This window comes from Streptomyces kanasensis (assembly GCF_043077165.1).
Lineage (GTDB): Bacteria > Actinomycetota > Actinomycetes > Streptomycetales > Streptomycetaceae > Streptomyces > Streptomyces changanensis.
Genome location: NZ_JBIBSF010000001.1, coordinates 1,058,663 through 1,076,684, shown reverse-complemented (window position 1 = coordinate 1,076,684; position 18,022 = coordinate 1,058,663). Strand labels below are relative to the sequence as shown.

General features: G+C 74.1%; 19 protein-coding genes and 1 pseudogene. 12 read left to right on the top strand and 8 right to left on the bottom strand.

The genetic code is table 11. The annotated features are described in order from the left end of the window. The first annotated feature begins 21 nt into the window (after positions 1-21). Complete coding sequence (locus ACF053_RS04720) at positions 22-870, top strand: RNA polymerase sigma factor SigF (RefSeq protein WP_391952471.1); 849 nt, start codon at positions 22-24, stop codon at positions 868-870. Positions 871-1,035: 165 nt separating this feature from the next. Here the strand turns inward: ACF053_RS04720 and ACF053_RS04715 are convergent, their stop codons facing one another. Beyond that, the gene (locus ACF053_RS04715; protein ID WP_391952470.1) at positions 1,036-1,476 is read right to left on the bottom strand and encodes an ATP-binding protein; all 441 of its coding nucleotides are present in this window, start codon (positions 1,474-1,476) and stop codon (positions 1,036-1,038) included. 362 nt (positions 1,477-1,838) lie between these two features. On the opposite strand from ACF053_RS04715, the gene ACF053_RS04710 reads away from it, so the two are divergent. Continuing rightward, positions 1,839-2,777 (top strand): ANTAR domain-containing protein, encoded by a 939-nt coding sequence (locus ACF053_RS04710; protein ID WP_391952469.1) that lies wholly within the window; start codon positions 1,839-1,841, stop codon positions 2,775-2,777. A gap of 35 nt (positions 2,778-2,812) precedes the next feature. On the opposite strand, the gene ACF053_RS04705 is transcribed toward ACF053_RS04710, so the two are convergent. Then, a complete protein-coding gene (locus ACF053_RS04705) occupies positions 2,813-3,331 on the bottom strand; it encodes a pyridoxamine 5'-phosphate oxidase family protein (protein WP_391952468.1) in 519 nt (172 codons plus the stop codon). Between the two features lie 496 nt (positions 3,332-3,827). On the opposite strand from ACF053_RS04705, the gene ACF053_RS04700 reads away from it, so the two are divergent. Both ACF053_RS04700 and ACF053_RS04695 read left to right on the top strand, forming a co-directional pair. Then, positions 3,828-4,184: a hypothetical protein gene (locus ACF053_RS04700; RefSeq protein ID WP_391952467.1), complete on the top strand. Its 357-nt coding sequence runs from the start codon at positions 3,828-3,830 to the stop codon at positions 4,182-4,184. 554 nt (positions 4,185-4,738) lie between these two features. Beyond that, positions 4,739-5,773, top strand: a complete 1,035-nt coding sequence (locus ACF053_RS04695) for a helix-turn-helix domain-containing protein (RefSeq protein WP_391952466.1) — start codon at positions 4,739-4,741, stop codon at positions 5,771-5,773. 72 nt (positions 5,774-5,845) lie between these two features. On the opposite strand, the gene ACF053_RS04690 is transcribed toward ACF053_RS04695, so the two are convergent. Next, a complete protein-coding gene (locus ACF053_RS04690; protein ID WP_391952465.1) occupies positions 5,846-6,427 on the bottom strand; it encodes a TetR/AcrR family transcriptional regulator in 582 nt (193 codons plus the stop codon). Between the two features lie 64 nt (positions 6,428-6,491). Between ACF053_RS04690 and ACF053_RS04685 the strand changes: the two genes are divergently transcribed. Next, on the top strand, positions 6,492-7,025 hold the full coding sequence (locus ACF053_RS04685) for an SRPBCC family protein (RefSeq protein WP_391952464.1): 534 nt from the start codon (positions 6,492-6,494) through the stop codon (positions 7,023-7,025). Between the two features lie 48 nt (positions 7,026-7,073). Here ACF053_RS04685 and ACF053_RS04680 read toward each other — a convergent pair whose 3' ends face one another. Continuing rightward, on the bottom strand, positions 7,074-8,183 hold the full coding sequence (locus ACF053_RS04680) for a magnesium and cobalt transport protein CorA (RefSeq protein ID WP_391952463.1): 1,110 nt from the start codon (positions 8,181-8,183) through the stop codon (positions 7,074-7,076). 374 nt (positions 8,184-8,557) lie between these two features. Here ACF053_RS04680 and ACF053_RS04675 point away from each other — a divergent pair, with 374 nt between their 5' ends. Next, positions 8,558-8,977 (top strand): SSI family serine proteinase inhibitor, encoded by a 420-nt coding sequence (locus ACF053_RS04675; protein ID WP_391952462.1) that lies wholly within the window; start codon positions 8,558-8,560, stop codon positions 8,975-8,977. Between the two features lie 145 nt (positions 8,978-9,122). On the opposite strand, the gene ACF053_RS04670 is transcribed toward ACF053_RS04675, so the two are convergent. Next, positions 9,123-9,488, bottom strand: coding sequence for an STAS domain-containing protein (locus ACF053_RS04670; protein ID WP_391952461.1), 366 nt, complete (start codon positions 9,486-9,488; stop codon positions 9,123-9,125). Between the two features lie 163 nt (positions 9,489-9,651). Between ACF053_RS04670 and ACF053_RS04665 the strand changes: the two genes are divergently transcribed. Beyond that, on the top strand, positions 9,652-10,131 hold the full coding sequence (locus ACF053_RS04665; protein WP_391952460.1) for an ATP-binding protein: 480 nt from the start codon (positions 9,652-9,654) through the stop codon (positions 10,129-10,131). A 123-nt stretch (positions 10,132-10,254) separates the two neighbouring features. On the opposite strand, the gene ACF053_RS04660 is transcribed toward ACF053_RS04665, so the two are convergent. After that, positions 10,255-11,745 (bottom strand): SulP family inorganic anion transporter, encoded by a 1,491-nt coding sequence (locus ACF053_RS04660; RefSeq protein ID WP_391952643.1) that lies wholly within the window; start codon positions 11,743-11,745, stop codon positions 10,255-10,257. Positions 11,746-12,158: 413 nt separating this feature from the next. Here ACF053_RS04660 and ACF053_RS04655 point away from each other — a divergent pair, with 413 nt between their 5' ends. After that, on the top strand, positions 12,159-12,596 hold the full coding sequence (locus ACF053_RS04655; protein ID WP_391952459.1) for a MerR family transcriptional regulator: 438 nt from the start codon (positions 12,159-12,161) through the stop codon (positions 12,594-12,596). Between the two features lie 184 nt (positions 12,597-12,780). Here the strand turns inward: ACF053_RS04655 and ACF053_RS04650 are convergent, their stop codons facing one another. Next, positions 12,781-13,251 carry a hypothetical protein gene (locus tag ACF053_RS04650; protein WP_391952458.1) on the bottom strand — a complete coding sequence of 157 codons (471 nt, stop codon included), beginning with the start codon at positions 13,249-13,251 and terminating at the stop codon, positions 12,781-12,783. 696 nt (positions 13,252-13,947) lie between these two features. On the opposite strand from ACF053_RS04650, the pseudogene ACF053_RS04645 reads away from it, so the two are divergent. The 4 genes and pseudogenes from ACF053_RS04645 to ACF053_RS04630 all read left to right on the top strand — a co-directional run. Then, positions 13,948-14,121, top strand: a pseudogene (locus tag ACF053_RS04645) (four-helix bundle copper-binding protein); the annotation flags it as partial. A 225-nt stretch (positions 14,122-14,346) separates the two neighbouring features. Beyond that, a complete protein-coding gene (locus ACF053_RS04640) occupies positions 14,347-15,087 on the top strand; it encodes a class I SAM-dependent methyltransferase (RefSeq protein ID WP_391952457.1) in 741 nt (246 codons plus the stop codon). Between the two features lie 78 nt (positions 15,088-15,165). Further along, positions 15,166-16,281: an AI-2E family transporter gene (locus ACF053_RS04635; protein WP_391952456.1), complete on the top strand. Its 1,116-nt coding sequence runs from the start codon at positions 15,166-15,168 to the stop codon at positions 16,279-16,281. Positions 16,282-16,423: 142 nt separating this feature from the next. Beyond that, a complete protein-coding gene (locus ACF053_RS04630; RefSeq protein WP_391952455.1) occupies positions 16,424-16,552 on the top strand; it encodes a hypothetical protein in 129 nt (42 codons plus the stop codon). Positions 16,553-16,807: 255 nt separating this feature from the next. On the opposite strand, the gene ACF053_RS04625 is transcribed toward ACF053_RS04630, so the two are convergent. Beyond that, a complete protein-coding gene (locus tag ACF053_RS04625; protein WP_391952454.1) occupies positions 16,808-17,950 on the bottom strand; it encodes a magnesium and cobalt transport protein CorA in 1,143 nt (380 codons plus the stop codon). Between the last annotated feature and the right edge of the window lie 72 nt (positions 17,951-18,022).

The following is an 18,022-nucleotide window of genomic DNA, read 5'->3' as shown; positions in this document are numbered from 1 at the left end:
CACCCAGGGAGGGATGCAGGCATGACCGCGGTTCTGGCCGGTACGAAGACGGAGCACATTGCCGAGCTGCGGAAGCCGGCTGACCCCAAGAACGTCGCCCCGAAGGACGCACGGGCGATGACCCGGCTCTTCCTCGACCGCCTGGCCTCCCTGGAGGAGGGCACCCACGAGTACCAGGACGTCCGCAACACCCTGATCGAGATGAACATGTCGCTCGTCCGGTACGCGGCCGGCCGCTTCCGCAGCCGGGGCGCGGACGAGATGGAGGACATCGTCCAGGTCGGCATGATCGGCCTGATCAAGGCCATCGACCGGTTCGAGATCTCCCGTGAGGTGGAGTTCACCACCTTCGCCGTCCCCTACATCATGGGCGAGATCAAGCGGTTCTTCCGCGACACGTCGTGGGCCGTCCACGTGCCGCGCCGCCTCCAGGAGGCGCGTGTCGAGCTGGCCCGCGCCACCGAGGAGCTGCGCAGCCGGCTCGGCCGCACCCCGACGGTCAAGGAGCTCGCGGAGCTGATGAGCCTCACGGAGGACGAGGTCATCGAGGCGCGGCTCGCCTCCAACGCCTACAACTCCAGCTCCCTGGACGCGGCCGTCACCGGCGACGGCGAGGACGGCGAGGCGGCCCTCGCCGACTTCATCGGCGTCGAGGACCACGCCATGGAGCTGGTCGAGGACTTCCACAGCCTCGCCCCCCTGGTCGCCGACCTCGACGAGCGCGAGCGGCGCATCCTGCACCTGCGCTTCGTCGAGGAGCTCACCCAGTCGCAGATCGGCGAGCAGCTCGGCTGCTCCCAGATGCACGTCTCGCGTCTGCTGTCGCGGACCCTCGCGAAGCTGCGCAAGGGCATGCTGGCGACGAACTGAGCCACCGCCCCGGCCCGGGGAGTCCACGACCGGACTCCCCGCCGGAGCCGGCGGCTGCCGGAGTCCACGACGCCGACCGCACCGTGACCGCCCCCATCGGGACGCCTGCCGGGCGCCCGCCGGGGCGGTCTGCGGTCGCCTCCCTCCGGGTGCCGGCCCGGCTGATCACCAGGGGAGGAAGACGTGCACCGTCTTCCCCTCCGGGCCGGGCACGGTGACGGTCTGCTCGGCGAGCGCGCCGATCAGGTGCCAGCCGATGCCGCCGCGCCCCTCCAGGTCGAACGGCCGGGGCCGCGGCACGGCCGGATTGGTGTCGGTGACCGCCACGTGCACACTGTCGGCGACGGCGCGCAGCTGGAGCGTGAACGGTCCGGGGGCGAAGGTGAAGGCGTTCAGGGCGAGTTCGGTGACCACCAGCAGTACGTCGTCCAGAGCGTCCGGGGCCCGCGGAGCCTGGATGCGTTCCAGGCCGTGGAGGAAGGCGGCGGCGCCCTGACGGGCCTCCGCCACGTCGCCGAGCGCCCCGTCGAACTGCCAGGTCTGCTCGATGCTCAGGGTGTTCAGCATGCCGGCTTCCTCGTCCGCGCCGTCGCGTTCGGCGGGCATGTCCCCTCTCCCCTCTCCTGCGTGCGGAACTGAAGGTCCGTACCGACTTCCCCTTCCGCGCGCACGCATGTCGGCTGTACGGCGCGAATGGCCGAGGAACGGCTTCGAAGGCGCCGTGCAGGGCGGTGCGCCCCCGCCGTACCACCCGCCGTGCCGCCCCCTCGGCACGGCGGGCGCCCGGACGGATCGGCGTCCGGGCATCCCGTACACGTCGCCGTCTGAGCATCCCCCTCCGGCACGCGCCCGACTCCACGTCGGGGCGTGCCCGACCCCGGTGGCCGCGCGCACGCCGGTGTGTCACCGGCGCGAGCCGGGGCATGCGGAGCAGGTCGTCGCCGACTCGCCGCCAGAAAGGACGTCGCGTGCGGGGCTGTGCCGTGCGTCGGATCACGCCGCGTCAGGACGACTACGAACGCGTCTTCCTCGCCGCCCGGTCACCCATGGTGCTCCTGAGCCCGGTGTCGACCGTCCTGGACGTGAACCCGGCGTACCTGCGGGCGGTGGGCCGCGAACGCGACGAACTGGTCGGCCGGAGCCTCCTGGACGTGCTGCCCGACGCTGTGCCCGGCACCTGTACCGACGCCCCGCCCGGCACCTCGGCCGACGCCCCGGCCGATGGCGACGGCGTCCGCCACGGTCCCGGCACCGACCGTCCCGACCGTGACCGTGACCGTGACCGGCCCGGGCGCGGCGGGAGCGTACCGGCCGTGCTCGGTGCCTCCCTGCGCCGCGTCCTGCGCCTGCACCGCCCGGACGTGACGCCCCCTCAGCGGGTGCGCGTACCGTCCACCGACGGTCCCACCGGCCGCGCCGATCGGTACTGGACCTTCCGCAGCAGTGCCCTGTTCGACGGCGACGGGACCGTGACCGGGCTGCTCGTGCAGGTCGAGGACGTCACCGCAGGCCAGGCCCGCGGCGCCCGACTTCCGGACGGCCCGGCCGCGGACCGCGGGAGGCTCGCGGCGCTGGAGACGGAGAACGCGCAGCTGAGGACGGCGCTGCGATCCCGCGCCACGATCGACCAGGCGGTCGGCATCGTGATGGCCGAGCGGCGTGTGGGCCCCGACGAAGCCTTCCGGATCCTGGTGTCCCTGTCGCAGCACACGAACGTCAAGCTCCGCGACGTGGCCGCCGCCATGGTCCACCGCACGGCGGACGGCGGGACCGGGGGGACCGGCAGGACCGGCGGTACGAGCGGGAGGGGCGGCACCGGCAGGACGGGCGGCACGGGCGCGACCGGCAGGGCCGGCGGGACGGACGCGGTGGCGAGGATGACGCCGGGGCGGCCACCCGTCGAGTGACACCCCCGCCCGGACGCCCCTCACCGAGCCGACAGTCACCCCCGACCTCCGCCTTCGTCCTTGTCCGGCCGCCCGCCCCCGCCGGGCCCTTCGCCCCCGCCCAGCCGCTCGCCGTCGCGCAGGAGGTGCCGGCCGGCGAGCTCGTGCTCGCCTCGCCACGCCTGCACGGCGTGCGGCAGCACCCGGAGGTAGGCGTAGGCGCGCGGCTCACGCCGCGGGTCCCACCCGTGCCGCGCCGCGTACGCGTCCGCCGCCGCGGGCGGTACGTCCCCGGCGCCGAAGACCTCCACCGTGCCGTCGACGAGGACGACGTCATACGTGTCCCCGAGCGCCAGCCGCACCCGGCCGTGGTCGCGCAGGTTGCCGGCCGTCGGGTTGGTGGCCCGCGTCGCCAGCCACACCGCCTCCCCGTCCCACAGGAACCACAGCGGCACCAGGTACGGAAGGCCGGAACCGCCGGCGGAGGCGACCCACACGTCCCGCTCCGTCCGCAGCCTCGCCAGTACGTCGCGCCGGCGGTCCTCGGGAGCGCGGGGCGGTTCGGTCGTCTGCATGGCCGGGACGTTACCGATCATGCCGAGGGCCCGCATCGGGCGTGCGACGTAGGGCCGGGGACGGGTCCCCGCGACGGGTCGGCGCCTCCCGGGGGAGGCCCGCCTCCCCGGCGGCCAGGGCGGCCGGGGAGGCCGGCGGAGGGGAGGTGAGGCTCCCTCGACAGCCACGGCACGGCTCCGCACCTGCGGCCGCGCCGCACCCGAACGGCCCCATCGGGGACGTCGTGGCACGCGATCGGCCGTCGCGTTTGCCATGGTGCGACGGAGCACCGGGAGGGCCCTCCCGCGCCCGCGCCCGCCGCCGACCACCCCGGACGAGGTCCCGCATGACGATGACCACCACCATGACCACGAAGCCCTCCGCCCGCGTGCCCGGTGACGCCCGCCCGTCTCCGCCGACCGGCGGACGTCACCGGTCGGTGGAGACGGGCGGACGCCGGGACATCGTCGGGCCCGGGCGCGAGACGTCCACCGCGCGGGGCCGGGGTGAGCGCCGGTGACGCGAGCCACCCCGGTGACCGGCCACGAGGTGGCGGCGGGCATCAACCGCGTCGAGGGCCACCTCCTCGCCCAGGCGGAACTGCGCGAGGCCCGCGAGGGGGGCGAGGCGTTCGCCCGTCGCATGCCGTGGCTCACCACCGCCCAGCACGAGGAGGTCGCCCGCCTCCACGCCGAGGAGCGCGTCGGGCTGTCCCGGGAGGCCCTGCGGACGGTCACCGACCACTGCGTCGCCCTGCGGGCCGAGTACACCGCCCGCTACACCCGACTGCGGCATCGCCTCCTGTGCCTCGGCGTCGCCTCCCTCGTCACCTCGGCGACACTGTGCACGACCACCTGGGTCCTCACCCGGTGAGCTGAGCCCCCCCCCACCGGACACGCCTCGCCCTCCGTGCCCTGCTCCGGCGGCTGCCTCGCCCCCGGTGAGCGGCGCGTGGCCCGGGGGGATCAGGAAGGCCGACGGTCTGTCAGCGCCGCCCGCTGCGCGGAGCCGTCCGCCGCGGCGGCGGGGACGGTCACGGGACGCCGAGCAGTGACCCCCAGAGGCGGTGCGGACCGGGAGGTACGGGAGGTACGGCGTGCCGAGCGCCGGCGTCACCAGGTCGGCGCCGAGCGGGTCGGCGCGAGGGCCGGGCGGCCGACCGGGTCGGCGGTGCGGAGCAGGGTCCCCCGGAGGATCGCGACCGACAGGACCCGGGCGTGGCGGCCGGCCGACGAGGGGCGCGGGCCGCGTGGGGGCCGCGAGGCCGACGAAGCCGACGAAGCCGATCGCGCCCGTGGCCGCCGCGGTCGCGGGGCGTCCCTCGGGGGGCAGCCCGCGACCGGGTCGCCGTCACCGCCGCGACGGCGCCCCGCCGGGAGCGTGGCTTTCACCTATCCTCGAAACGTCACCGACGCTTGGGGGAGCCGATGTCGGACGGGCACGACGGGTACACGGTGCGGCTCGGGGCGGTGGACCGCGTGAACGTCCGCGTGAGCCGACACCCGGGAGCGACCCTCTTCTCCCTGCTCAAGGACGCCTTCGGAGGCCGCACCCACGGAGTGCCCGCCGCGTGGCGCGACACCGTCCGCCGCGCGCTCCCGCCGCGCGACGCGGCCCTCGTCGCCCCCGCCCTGGCCTCCCGCTCGTGCTGGATCCCCGACCGCCTCGCCCTCGTCGAGGACCTCGGCGCGTCGGACATGCCCACGCTCGAAGCGCAGCTCGCGGACCTCGATCCCGACCTCCTGGCATCGGAAGTGGCGGACTTCCGGCCCGCTCCGCCCTCCCTCGCCGCGTGGCGGCCCCTGTTGGACGATCCCGCCGCGTTCCTCGCCTCCTACCGGCGGGTCGTCGGTGCGGCCTGGGAGTCCTTCGCCCCGCTGTGGCGCCGGGCGGACGTGCTGATCGGCCGCGAGGTGGAACGGATCGGCCTGGCCGCCGTGACCGGCGGCCTGGACGGACTCCTCACCAGCCTCGACTGCGGGGTGCGCTACGAGGACGGCGCCCTCCGGCTGCCCCACGCGTGCCCCCGGGGGCTCGCCGACCTCGGCCGCCGGCCGCTCGTCCTGGTGCCCCTGGCCTCCGGGTACACGGCGAGCATGTACGGAGCAGACCGCGACGACGTCCTCTGGATCGGCTACGCCGTGCCCGGCCTGGGCCGCATCGCCGGGGGCCGACGCGGGAAGCGCGAAGGGGCGGACGCCGACGGGCTGTCACTGGTCCTCGGCCCCGTCCGCGCGGAGATCCTGAGGAACCTGCCCGGCAGGCCGACGGTCACCGAGCTCGCCCACCACCTCCACGTCGGGATCAGCACCGCGACGTACCACTGCCGGCACCTGGAGGCGGCCGGCCTCCTCCTGCGGGAACGCCGGGGCAAGCAGGTGCGCCTGCACCCCACGGAGCGCGGCACGGCCCTGGGCCAACTCCTGACCGCCCCGCCCCCACCCCCGTGGGACGCGCGCTAGGAACGCACGTCCACCGGGGGGACGGACGCCTGCCGGCGGGGCGCGGCGCACCCGGCACGGCGGCCGGTGACGTCACGTCAGCAGGGCGACCGCGCACTCCTCGGTGAGGTCCTCGGCGTGCGGGGGGAGGGGTTCGCCGGCGCGCAGGTACCGGCGGACCAGGGACAGCGGCAGGTCGACCAGGGCCAGGGCGACGCGGTCGCGGCCCCGCGCGTCCGTGGCGCCGAGGGTCTCGGCGAGGGCCGTCAGGGAGGCGTACACCCGCTGGTTGCCCAGGTCGGCGCGTCGGGTGTGCTCCTCGGACCAGTCGGCGCGGCCGAAGTCGGCGGCGCCGTAGAGGAGGAGGGCGGCCTCGTCCGGGTTCCCGCGGCTCCAGGCCACCACGTGCCGGGCGGCCGCGCGCGCCGCTCGGTGGGGGTCGCTCTCGCCGGTGAGGACGGCGTGGTAGCCGGCCTGGAAGCGTTCGACGGTCCGCAGCCACACCTCGGCCAGGAGGGCCGGGCGTCCGGTGAAGCGGTGGTACACCGAGCCGCTGGGGGCGCCGACGGCGTGGGCGACCGCCGACATGGTCACGGCGGGCGGTCCACCGGTGGCGGCGAGCCGGACGGCGGCGTCGAGCAGCTGGTCGATGTCGAAGCGGGGTGGTCTCGCCATGAATCAGAGAGTAGCCTCTGATTTATTGGAGGGATGTCTCCAATACGGATGAGGGGAGGGCGCCATGGGCGTCCACAACGTGCACGAACGCCTGCTGGCCGCCACGGAGGACGAGGTCGGCGCAGTGATCGACACCCTCGCGAGCGGGGACGGCGACCTCCTGTGGCCCGGCCGCGACTGGTCGCCGATGGAGTTCGACCGCCCGCTGGGGCCCGGCGCGGTGGGCGGCCACTGGCCGGTGGGGTACACGGTGACCGGGTACGTCCCCGGACGCTGGATCCGCTTCGAGTTCACCCGGCCGCGCGGCTTCCGCGGCTTCCACGAGCTCGCCGTCCTGCCCGCCGGCCCGGGCCGTACCCGGCTGCACCACACCCTGACCATGACCACCGGCGGCTGGGCGCGGATCACCTGGCCCCTGGCCTTCCGCCCGTTGCACGACGCCTGCCTGGAGGACGCCTTCGACCGTGCCGAACTCGCCTGCACGGGCGGCGTGACCCGCCCGGCCCGCTGGTCACCGTACGTCCGCCTCCTCCAGGCCCTGGGCGCCCGCGCCGCCGGGAGCCGCCACCCGAGGCCCCCCGCCCCCGCCGGCGTGTGAGGCCGCGGCGCGGCTCCGCCCGTGGCCGGGGCCGCGCCGACGCACCGGCTACAGCCAGCCGTTGCGGCGGAAGGCGCGGTAGAGGGCCCCGGACGCCAGGGCCATCAGGGCGAGGGCGAGGGGGTAGCCGTAGCTCCAGCCGAGTTCGGGCATGTGCTCGAAGTTCATGCCGTAGACGCCGGCGACCATGGTGGGGATCGCGAAGATCGCCGCCCAGGCCGAGATGCGGCGCATGTCGTCGTTCTGCCACGTTCCCACGCGCGCCTGCTGGGCGTCGAGGACCGAGTTGAGCAGTTCGTCGAGCGAGCGGACCTCGGTGTCGGTGCGGTTCAGGTGGTCCGCGACGTCACGGAAGTACGGCAGCGCCTTCGGCAGGTGGTGGACCCGCGGACCCCGTCCGTCCGGCCCGTCCCACCGCGCCGGTCCGTCCTGCCCGTCCGACCCCTCCTGTCCGGTGTGCCCCTCGTGCCCGTCCCGGCTCCACTGCCCGGACCGGCTCTCCCGGCCGTCCTGGCGCGGGTCGCTGAGGAGACCCTGGAGGACCGGGACAAGCGGCTGGACCGCGTCGCGGAACTCGCGCACCTCCCGCTTGAGGGAGTAGATCGCCTGGGTGTGGTCCACGCGGGTCGTGGAGAAGACGCAGTCCTCCAGCGTGGTCAACGCGGTGCGCACCTTCTCGGCGGAGTCGCTGTAGGCGTCGACGACCACGTCGAGGACGGCGTGCAGGACGGACAGGGGACCGAAGCGGAGCATGTCCGGGTTCGCCGCGAGCCGCCGGGCGGCCTCGACGGCCGGGTCGACGGGGCCGTGCCGCACGGTGAGGACGTAGCGGGGGCCGACGAAGAGCATCATCTCCCCGGTCTCGACCGCCGTCTCGTCCTCCAGGTACCACAGCGTCTTGAGCGCGACGGCCAGCACGTCACCGAACCGCTCCCGCTTGGGGCGCTGTTGCGCCTGGACGGCGTCCTCGACCGCGAGGGGGTGCAGACCCAGCCCCTCCGCCAGCCGGACCACCTCGGCCTCCGCCGGGTCGACGAGGCGCACCCAGCCGAACTCGCCCTCGCCCAGTTCGCGCAGCCGCTTCAGGACCCGGTCACAGGCCTCCTCCTCCAGCCCGCACTCCACCGTCTCCGAACGGCCGGACCGTTCCTCGTACATCACGCATTCCATCCCCTCCGCATGCTTCGGCGCGCCGGATTCATGCACGGGCGGGCCGGAGCGGCAGGGTGGACGTCACTATCCGGTCAGCTTTGGTGGACGTTCGGTGAACGGGGAGGGACCGACCCCAGGTCAGCGCCCCGCCCCGCCCCCGTCACCCAGGGGTGGGGCTCCGTCCCGCTCCGTGAGCGGGCGGCCGCACACCCGCCTGAGCTGCCAGAACGACCGTTCGGTCACCGATAATCGAACGAGATGTCTGTAAATCGGTGATGGATGTGCGCTCGACCTTCACATCAGACAGAGTCGGCGGCACGTGGTCGACACAACGTAGACAACTTCCGCAGCTGGCCTTCACATCGAAAGAGAGTTCTGTCGTGCGTCTTCGCATCGCCGCCGTCTCCGCCGCCACCCTCCTGGCCCTGACCGGTGCCACCGGTGTCGCTGCGGCCCGGCCCGCGGCCCCGACCGGTCCCTCCGCGGTCGTCCTCACCGTCACCCAGGGCGAGTACGGTGCCACCGTCACGAAGGCCGCGACCCTCAGCTGCGCGCCGATCGTCAAGGGGACGCACCCCGACCCCCAGGCGGCCTGTGCCGCCCTCGCCGCCACCACCGGGAACCTCGACGCGCTCCTCGCCGCCCCGGACCCGAACCGGTTCTGCCCCATGCACTACGACCCCGTCACCGCCGCCGTCGACGGTGTCTGGCAGGGCCAGCGCGTCACCTGGAAGCACACGTTCTCCAACGCGTGCGTCATGGCGGCGACTCTCAACGGCAACCCGGTGTTCGCGTTCTGATCGCTGTCCCGGGACGCCCCACTCCGCGGCGGGGGGGGCGCCCCCCCCCCCCCCCCCCCCGCCCGCCGCCCCCCCCCCCCCCCCGCCGCGGTGCTGCGGGGGCGGGGTGTGCGCCGCGCCCCGTGCCGGGGAGCGCCGCTGCCGGTCAGCCGTGCAGGGCCTGCCGGAGGGTGGGGTGGCAGGGGATGACGGTGTCGAGGCCGACCAGCCGCACGAGGCGCAGTACCGACTCCTGGGGGTCGGCGAGGCGCAGCCAGCCGTCGGCGCCGGTGGCGCTCTGGTGGGCGGCGATGAGGACGTTGACGCCGCTGGAGTCCATGAAGGACACGCCGCCGAGGTCGATCACCGTGCGTGGCTGACCGCCGTCCGGGGCGGGGGCCAACGCCCGGTGGAGGGTGTCGCGGGAGGTGTGGTCGATCTCGCCGTGCACGGTGACGACCCGGATGCCGTCGACGCAGTCCGTGCGGATCGACAGCGGGCCGGGCCGCACTGCCTCATCGGTGTCCTTCACGGGTTCCTCTGCTGCTCTCGCTGGGCCGGATCGGATGATCATGTGCACCGGTAGCCTCTCACAGGGGACGAGCGTGCACCATGCGGTCGACGACTCGGCAACGCGCGGGTGCATAGGAGCCGTCATCCCGGGTATGCGCGCAGGCGTGAACGGGGGAACAGCAGTGGATCCAGTCGAATCGGCACCAGACGGCGGGGGCGTGAAGCCCGCTCCGCTCCAAGACGTCGTCGCGCTCGACGGCGACGGCTCGTGCATCGCCGAGGCGCGCCACCGGGCGGCGGGGTTCCTCGCCCGGGTCCAGGGGGAGTACGGGCTGCCCGTGTCGGCCCGCGCGATGGACCTGACCCAGCTGGTCGTCAGCGAGCTCGTCACCAACGCCCGCAAGTACGCGCCCGGTCCGGTCCTGATGGAGCTGCGCCTCGTCGGCGACTCGGTGGAGGTCGTCGTGTGGGACAGCGATCCGGTCCTGCCGGTGGCGCGGGCGGCCGACCCCGGCCGGGTCGGCCAGCACGGTCTGGAGATCGTGATGGCCGTCGCTCACGGTTTCGAAGTCCAGCGCGAACCGGTCGGCAAGCGCGTCACCGCCCGGATCGCGCTGCCCGACGACCCGGGCGACGCCCACGCCGGCCGCCGGCCGCGGTAGCCGCCCCTCCCGCCGGGCACCGCCGTCGTACGGTGCTGCCCGTGGAAAGCCCGGGTCCGGCCGCACGAGCGCGGGAGGGGGCCGTGAGGCCGGGCCCTCGCCCGTGCCCGAGGCGGGGCCTTGTCAGTGGCCGGCCGCGAGCTCGCCGGTGAGCTTGCCGTGCAGGTGGGCGCTGGGGTCGTTCAGACCGATGATCTCGACGCTCTTGCCGCGCTGCGCGTACTTCGCCTCCACGGCGTCCAGGGCGGCGACGGAGGAGGCGTCCCAGATGTGGGCCGCGCTCAGGTCGACGACGACCTTCTCCGGGTCGCCCGCGTAGTCGAACTGCCCGACGAGGTCGTTGGAGGAGGCGAAGAACAGTTCGCCCGTGACCCGGTACACGACCGTGGTCCCGTCGGGGTCGACGACGCCCGTCACCTCGGCGAAGTGGGCGACGCGCCTGGCGAAGACGACCATGGCGGTGACCGAGCCGACGATGACGCCGACGGCGAGGTTGTGGGTCGCCACGACACAGGCGACGGTGATCACCATGACGGCGATCTCGCCGGCGGGCATCCGCTTCAGCGTCCTCGGGGCGACGGAGTGCCAGTCGAAGGTGGCGAACGACACCATGATCATGACGGCGACCAGGGCGGCCATGGGGATGTCCGAGACCAGCGGGCCGAAGACGATGCACAGCACCATCAGGAAGGCCCCCGCCAGGAAGGTCGAGACGCGGGTGCGGGCGCCGGACACCTTCACGTTGATCATCGTCTGGCCGATCATGGCGCAGCCGCCCATGCCGCCGAAGAAGCCGGTGACGATGTTGGCGATGCCCTGACCGACGGACTCACGGGTCTTGTCGGAGTGCGTGTCGGTGATGTCGTCCACGAGCTTGGCGGTCATCAATGACTCCATGAGGCCGACCAGCGCCATGGCGAACGCGTAGGGGGCGATCGTCGTCAGGGTGTCGAGGGTGAACGGCACGTCGGGCAGGCCCGGTACCGGCAGGGACGACGGCAGCGCGCCCTTGTCGCCCACGGTGGGGACCGCGATGGCCGCCCCGACGGTGATCGCGGTCAGGATCACGATGGACACCAGCGGGGCCGGGACCACGGTGGTGACCTTCGGGAAGAACACCATCAGCGCCAGCCCGCCGATGACCAGCGGGTACACGGCCCAGGGGACGTTCCGCATCTCGGGGATCTGCGCCATGAAGATGAGGATGGCCAGGGCGTTGACGAAGCCGACCATCACGGAGCGGGGGATGAAGCGCATGAGCTTCGCCACTCCGAGGGCGCCCAGGACGACCTGAAGGAGGCCGGCCAGGATGACGGCGGCGACCAGGTACCCCAGGCCGTGCTCGCGGTTGAGCGGCGCGATGACGAGGGCGACGGCGCCGGTGGCGGCGGAGATCATCGCGCGGCGCCCGCCGACGATCGAGATGACCACGGCCATGGTGAACGAGGCGAACAGCCCGATCGTCGGGTCGACGCCGGCGATGATCGAGAACGAGATCGCCTCGGGGATCAGCGCGAGCGCCACGACGAGCCCCGCCAGGATCTCGGTGCGCCAGACCTTGGGATCGGACAGCCAGTCGGGCTTCAGGCCGCGCAGGCGCGCGGCCGGGGACACGGTGGTGGTGAAGGACAAGGGATCGGGAACCTGTCGTGCTCGGGCACACTCCCCGTGGCGGACCCGGGGGTGTGGGGAGGACGCGGAGGTGCCGGGCGGCACCCCGCGAACGGCCCCGCCGGTGCGGCGCCGGAAGATCAGGGGGACGGAGCGGCGGGCGCGACGGCGCCGGGACTCACGTCCGGGGGCGAGGTGTCACGGCGGGCAGGCGGCGGCGCCGGGCGTCCTGGGCTCGCGCACGCGTCTCTCCTGCGGGAATCGGGACTTCGCCGGGGGCGGCGGCGGCCCCGACACGGCAACGGCGAAGCACCGGTACACCGCTTCACCACCAGCAACTCTACCCTGACGTTAGAGTAGACACCGGCGGGCGCGTACGGGCCGTACCGCCGTGACGGAGAGGCCAGGACGGGCGCGTGGACGGCAAGCACATGCAGATCGGCGAGGTCGCCGCGCGCACCGGGCTGTCGCTGCGGACCATCCGCCACTACGAGGAGACCGGCCTCGTCGTCCCCTCAGCCCGCTCCCGGGGCGGCTTCCGCCTCAACACCGAGGGTGACGTCGCCCGCCTCATGGTCATCCGCCGGATGAAGCCGCTCGGCTTCACCCTGGACCAGATGCGCGACCTGCTCGACGCCACCGACCGCCTCGACGCGGGTGACGGGCCGGGCCCGGACGAGCGCGAGACGCTCCTGGAGCGCGTACGCGCGTACGAGCAGACCGCGGCGGGGCAGGTGGAGAAGCTGCGCGTCCAGCTCGCCCGCGCGGAGGAGTTCGCCGCCACGCTCCGCGCCCGTCTGCCCGAGACCCTGCCCGCTCCGCCGGCCGCAACGGTGCCCGCCCCGCCGCCATGACACCGGGGCCGTCCGTCCGGGAGCGCCCGGCCTGAGAGCGCTCGGCCGTCCGCCACCGTGCCCGTCCGGCTGCCGGAACCCATACCGCCCGTCCCTGCCCCCCGTCCCTGACCGCTGTCCCTGGCCGGGGCGAGTGCGGGCGTGCGGCGTGCGGCGTCCCGGCGGGTGGTGGCGACCGGCGGGTTCAGGTGCGCAGGAGGAGCGGGGCGGAGTGGACGAGCACGGCCAGGGGGACCGCCCACCGGACGAAACCCGCACGTGCCGAGCGGCGTGACACCTGACCCGCGGGGCGCAGGTGCGGGTGCAGGGACATGGCGGTCAGAAGGTCGGCGGCCTGCCGGCCCGCGCAGTCCCGCCGGGTGAGGCGCGAGAGCCAGGGCGGCGCGAACGTCCCGGCCAGGGTGGAACCCCGCGGGCCGAAGAACTCCAGCAGCCCGTCGTGGCGCAGCTCGACCCGGCCGACCACCGGCCAGGCCAGGAAACGGGTGGACCACATGCGCCGCACGTGGATCCCGTCCCGGTCGGCGGTGACCCGCCACAGGGCGAGGCGGCAGACGACCCACGCCAACACCAGTGAGGTCCACACCGCGAACAAGAACGCCCCCGCTTCGGGGCGGGCCAGGCCCGCCCCCACCGGCCGGTGCACCGATGCCACGTACGCCACGAGCACGGCCGCACCGCAGACCCTGCCGCCCCAACCCGCGCCCCACCGCACCGGCGCGGACGGTGCGACCGCCGACGCGGCGAGCAGCGCGACCCGCTCCCGCTTGGCACGTCGCGCCTCGACCCGGCGCGCCTGACGGCTCGGCCTGTTCCCCGCTCCTGTGCCGGCCCCCGTGCCGGCCTGCGGGGCCGCGTCCCCGTCGGCTGCCGGGCCCCGGCCTGGGCCCCGGTCCGGGTCCGTGCCCGGGTCGGCTGCCGGGCCCGGGTCCGTGCCCGAGTCGACAGCCGTGCCCGGGTGAGTGCCGGCGTCCGCGGCCGGGTCGGCGGTGGCGGGCGCCGGCGCCGGGGCGGCCGGACCTTCCCCGATCGAGGGACGGGAAGCCGGTGCCGCCGGCTCCGCGGGAGGCAGGTCGGGCGTCGGGGACGTGTGCACGTGGCGGCTCCAGGGGTCGGCGGGACGAACGCCGACCAGACTTCCCGGCTCACCGGTACGGATCATAGACGCGACGCCCGCCCACCGCACCGGCCGTGCGCGCGCCCCCTGCGGCGAGGGGCGACAGGCCGGCGGTGGCCCGGGGGTATTTGTCGCCCCCCTTGCCGGTGTTGCCCGTCCCCGTGCCGTCCGCGGCTTCCCGAGCGGTGGAGAGAGCCGCCACCGCGGAGGCCGGCGAAGGAAGAGGACACGAGGATGACATCGGTCGAGGACATGCCGGACGCGTACCCGGCGGACCTGGGCGGGGTGGACCGGAAGGCCACGGACAGGTGCATCGACGCGTGCGTCGACTGTGGGCAAGCCTGTACGGCCTGCGCCGACGCCTGCCTGTCGGAGGGGACGGTGGGCGAGCTGACCACGTGCATCCGCCTCGGCCGGCCCTCGGCTGGGCGCGGCGCCCACCCGGCGCGTCGAAGGGGCCCGTTCCCCGGTCCGTGCGAGTAGCCGGGACGGGGCCGGCATCTTCGTGGCTTCTGCCGGTACGGCGGTCCGTGGGCCTGCCGGGAGACTCCTCGCGAGAGGCACGAGGCCGCGGCGGGCCCCGCAGACGTGGGGCCGGAGCCGTGGCGTGACCCGACAGGGGAGGACGGCACGGTGACGGTGCAGCAGTACGACGAGATCGGTGAGGCGTTCGAGGGCTTCAAGTCCCTGCCACTGGCGCACTACGTGGAGGTGCCCGGCTTCCTGGCCATGGTCGGGGACGTGCGCGGCAGGTCGGTGCTGGACCTGGCCTCCGGCACCGGCTTCTACAGCAGGGAGTTCAAGCGGCGCGGCGCCTCGGAGGTGCTCGGGATCGACATCTCCCCGGAGATGGTCGCCGCGGCGCGGGCGCTGGAGGAGCGCGACCCGCTGGGTGTGCGCTACGAGGTGGGCGACGTGTCCGAACTGCCGCCCCTCGCCCGGCGCTTCGACGTCGCCACGGCGGTCCAGCTGTTCGGCTACGCGCAGGACGTCGCCGCCATGGAGCGCATGTGCCGCACCGTGCACCGGAGCCTGGTGCCCGGCGCCGAGTTCTTCGTGTTCGCCATGGCGCCCGACTACCGCTTCGACGGCCCCCCGCTGGACAAGTACGGCTTCCGCTGCGAGCCGACGGGGGAGGAGACCGGGACCGGGCCGCAGGTCCGGGTCACGGCGCTGCTCGACCCGCCGATCCGGTTCGTCGCCGCCTGCCCGCGCCGCGAGGTCTTCGAGGACTGCCTGCGGGCCGCCGGTTTCGGCGAGGTGACCTGGGTGCCGCTGGAGGTGTCCGACGCGGGCGTTCGGCAGTACGGGGCGGACTTCTGGGCGGACTTCGCCGCCAACCCGCCACTGACCATGCTCCGCTGCCGCGCCTGACGGCCGACGGCGAGCGTCTCGACCGTCTCCCCCGGCAGCGGTGACGGGCCCCGGCGGGAGTGCCCATAGGGTGCTCGTATGCCTGCATCGCTGAGTTCCACGAAAACCGCCGCCGCGCTGCGCACCTCGGCACGCGCCTCCGCCGAACTGCTGCTGGTTCTCGTGGCGGTCTCGGTGGCCCTGTGGCTGCTGGGGCGTATGTGGTCGGTGGTCTGGCCCCTCATCGTGGGCCTGATCCTCACCACCCTGACCTGGCCCCTGGCCCGTTTCCTCCGCCGGCACGGCTGGCCCCCGGCGTTGGCCGCGTCGGTGGTCACCGTGGTGTTCCTGCTCGTGGCCGCGGGCATCGTGGCGCTGATCGCGGTGCCGGTGGCCTCGCAGTCCGGGGAACTGGCCGACGGCGTGGTCGCGGGCATCCAGAGGGTGCGGGAGTGGGCGGCGGGGCCGCCGCTGAACATCGGCGACGCCCAGATCACCGGTGCCTTCGACACGGCGGTCGCCCGCATCCAGAGCAGCCTCGGCAGCATGGTCACCGCCGTGGTCACGGGGGTGAGCACCGTGATCAACGGTGTGGTGACCGCCGTCCTGGCGGTCTTCCTCATGTTCTTCTTCCTCAAGGACGGCCCGAGGTTCCTGCCCTGGCTGACCCGCCAGCTCCCCGGCCGGCTGGCCACGGACGTCCCGGTCGTGGCCGCGCGCAGCTGGGAGACCCTCGGCGCGTTCGTACGGTCCCAGGCGTTCGTCGGTCTGATCGACGCCGTCCTCATCGGCGTCGGCCTGTGGATCCTCGACGTTCCGCTGGTGCTCCCGCTGGCCGTGCTGACCTTCGTGTCCGCGTTCGTGCCGATCGTGGGCGCCCTCTTCGCCGGCCTGGTCGCGGTGCTCATCGCGCTGGTCTCGAACGGTCTGACCGACGCGCTGCTCGTGCTGGCGATCATCGTCGTCGTGCAGCAGCTGGAGGGCAACGTGTTCCAGCCCATGATCCAGAGCCGAGGGCTCGGCCTCCACGCGGCGGTGGTCCTCCTCGCCGTCACGCTGGGCGGCAACCTGGCCGGCATCGTGGGCAGCCTCCTCGCGGTACCGGCGGCCGCCCTGATCGCGGTGGTCTGGAACTACCTGCGCGAGCAGCTGAGCACCCCGCCCCAGGAACCGGACACCGACGACCGGGACCCCACGACGGCCGTACCGTCGTAGCGCCGGGCCGGACACGCCAAAGGCCCCGCCCCGCCGCCGGGGGCGGGGCGCGGGTACCGGAGTGCGGTCCGTGTCCGGCTCTTCCCGGAGCCGGTCGCCCTTGCCCGACGGGTGAGGGGGAGATCAGCCCTCGCACATCGGTGTGCAGCCTTCATGCGCGTCTACACGCGCCGCCATCTGGCTGGGCGCGATCATGCCCGCCGTCCTCGGCCTGGCGGGCGTGACGGGAGACGAGCTCCTCGTCCTGCGCGTCGTGACGGGGCCCTGTTGACCTGCGGCGCCTTCGTCCTGCTCGTCTCGGTGAGCTCGGCCAGACCGCCGGCGTCACGGACCTTGAGCCGCGCCGAGACGTGTTCGGTGCGGTGGCAAGGCCACCGGGGGTGGGCCGACCGCTGACAGACGGTTCGAGGAGGTCGGTGCCGTCCTTCTCGCGTGTGCGGGCGGTCGAGCGCGCCGACGACGCCTCGAAGCGCCTCCTTCACGAGGGTCGCCGTCGCGCGGTCGGTCCGCGCGTGCGCGTTGCCGCCTACAGCCAGTCCCGGCGCTTGAAGACGTAGTAGAGGCTCGTGCAGACCAGGGCCATCAGGAGGATCGCGAACGGGTACCCGGCCACCCAGTGCAGCTCCGGCATGTGGTCGAAGTTCATGCCGTAGATGGTGCCGACGAGGGTCGGGGCGAAGAGGATGGCCGCCCAGGACGAGATCTTCTTGATCTCCTCGTTCTGCTCGAAGCCGGCCTCCGCCAGGGCGCGCATCTCGGCGTTCTGCTGCTGGGTGACCAGGGTGGCGTTGACCGTGAGGATCTCCGTCAGGGCCTGCCGGAAGCCGTCCACGCGTTCGCTGGTGTGGGTGACGTGGTCGGCGACGTCGCGCAGGTAGCGCTGGAGCTCCTCCTCCGTGCCGTACTTGGCGAAGCCCGCCATGAGGCCGTGCAGCATGCCGACCAGGGGGCGGGTGGCGCGCTGGAACTCGACCATCTCGCGGGAGAGTTCGTAGATGCGGCGGGACACCGCGGGGTCGCCGCGGAAGACCTCCGTCTCGATCTCGTCGATGTCGTTCTGGACGCCCGCCACGACCGGCGCGTATCCGTCGACGACCGCGTCCAGGATGGCGTAGAGCACCGCCTCCGGGCCGAGGGCGAGGAGTTCCGGGGTGTCCTCCATGCGGCGGCGCACCGCCGACAGGTCAGGGGCGGCGCCGTGCCGGACGGTGATCAGGAAGTCGGGGCCGACGAACACGTGCAGCTCGGCGAACTCGACCTCCTCCTGGGCGTCCAGGTAGCGGGCGGCGCGCAGGACGACGAAGAGCGTGCCGCCGTACCGCTCCAACTTCGGCCGCTGGTGGGCCTCCATCGCGTCCTCGACGGCCAGCTCGTGCAGGTCGAACTCGGCCGCAAGCGACAGCAGCTCGCCCTCGGACGGGCGTTGCAGACCGATCCACGCCATGCCGTCCGGCTCCTCGCGCAGCTGCCGGAACGTCTCGGAGAGGGAGGTCGGGGACGACACCTTGCGGCCGTCCCGGTACAGCGACGCCTCGACGACGCTGCCGCCCCGCGCCCCGCCCGCGGGGGCGACGGCCGGGTCGCCGGCCGGGTCCACCACGGCGGGCGGCGCCGCCGGCTCCGGCTCGTCGGGGCGCCGGCGGCGGTGCCTCCTTGAGGGCAGGGTCATCGCGGGTCCTCACCTCCTGCGGTCATCCGGGGCCGGAAGGCAGGATATACGCCCCGGTTTGTCCCGGCCCGG

What these genes read in the sequence shown, in the direction of transcription:
- ACF053_RS04720 (WP_391952471.1), top strand. Translation starts at nt 22, where the DNA reads ATGACCGCGGTTCTGGCCGGTACGAAGACGGAGCACATTGCCGAGCTG.
- ACF053_RS04715 (WP_391952470.1), bottom strand. Translation starts at nt 1,476, where the DNA reads ATGCCCGCCGAACGCGACGGCGCGGACGAGGAAGCCGGCATGCTGAAC.
- ACF053_RS04705 (WP_391952468.1), bottom strand. Translation starts at nt 3,331, where the DNA reads ATGCAGACGACCGAACCGCCCCGCGCTCCCGAGGACCGCCGGCGCGAC.
- ACF053_RS04695 (WP_391952466.1), top strand. Translation starts at nt 4,739, where the DNA reads ATGTCGGACGGGCACGACGGGTACACGGTGCGGCTCGGGGCGGTGGAC.
- ACF053_RS04690 (WP_391952465.1), bottom strand. Translation starts at nt 6,427, where the DNA reads ATGGCGAGACCACCCCGCTTCGACATCGACCAGCTGCTCGACGCCGCC.
- ACF053_RS04685 (WP_391952464.1), top strand. Translation starts at nt 6,492, where the DNA reads ATGGGCGTCCACAACGTGCACGAACGCCTGCTGGCCGCCACGGAGGAC.
- ACF053_RS04680 (WP_391952463.1), bottom strand. Translation starts at nt 8,183, where the DNA reads ATGTACGAGGAACGGTCCGGCCGTTCGGAGACGGTGGAGTGCGGGCTG.
- ACF053_RS04635 (WP_391952456.1), top strand. Translation starts at nt 15,166, where the DNA reads ATGCCTGCATCGCTGAGTTCCACGAAAACCGCCGCCGCGCTGCGCACC.
- ACF053_RS04625 (WP_391952454.1), bottom strand. Translation starts at nt 17,950, where the DNA reads ATGACCCTGCCCTCAAGGAGGCACCGCCGCCGGCGCCCCGACGAGCCG.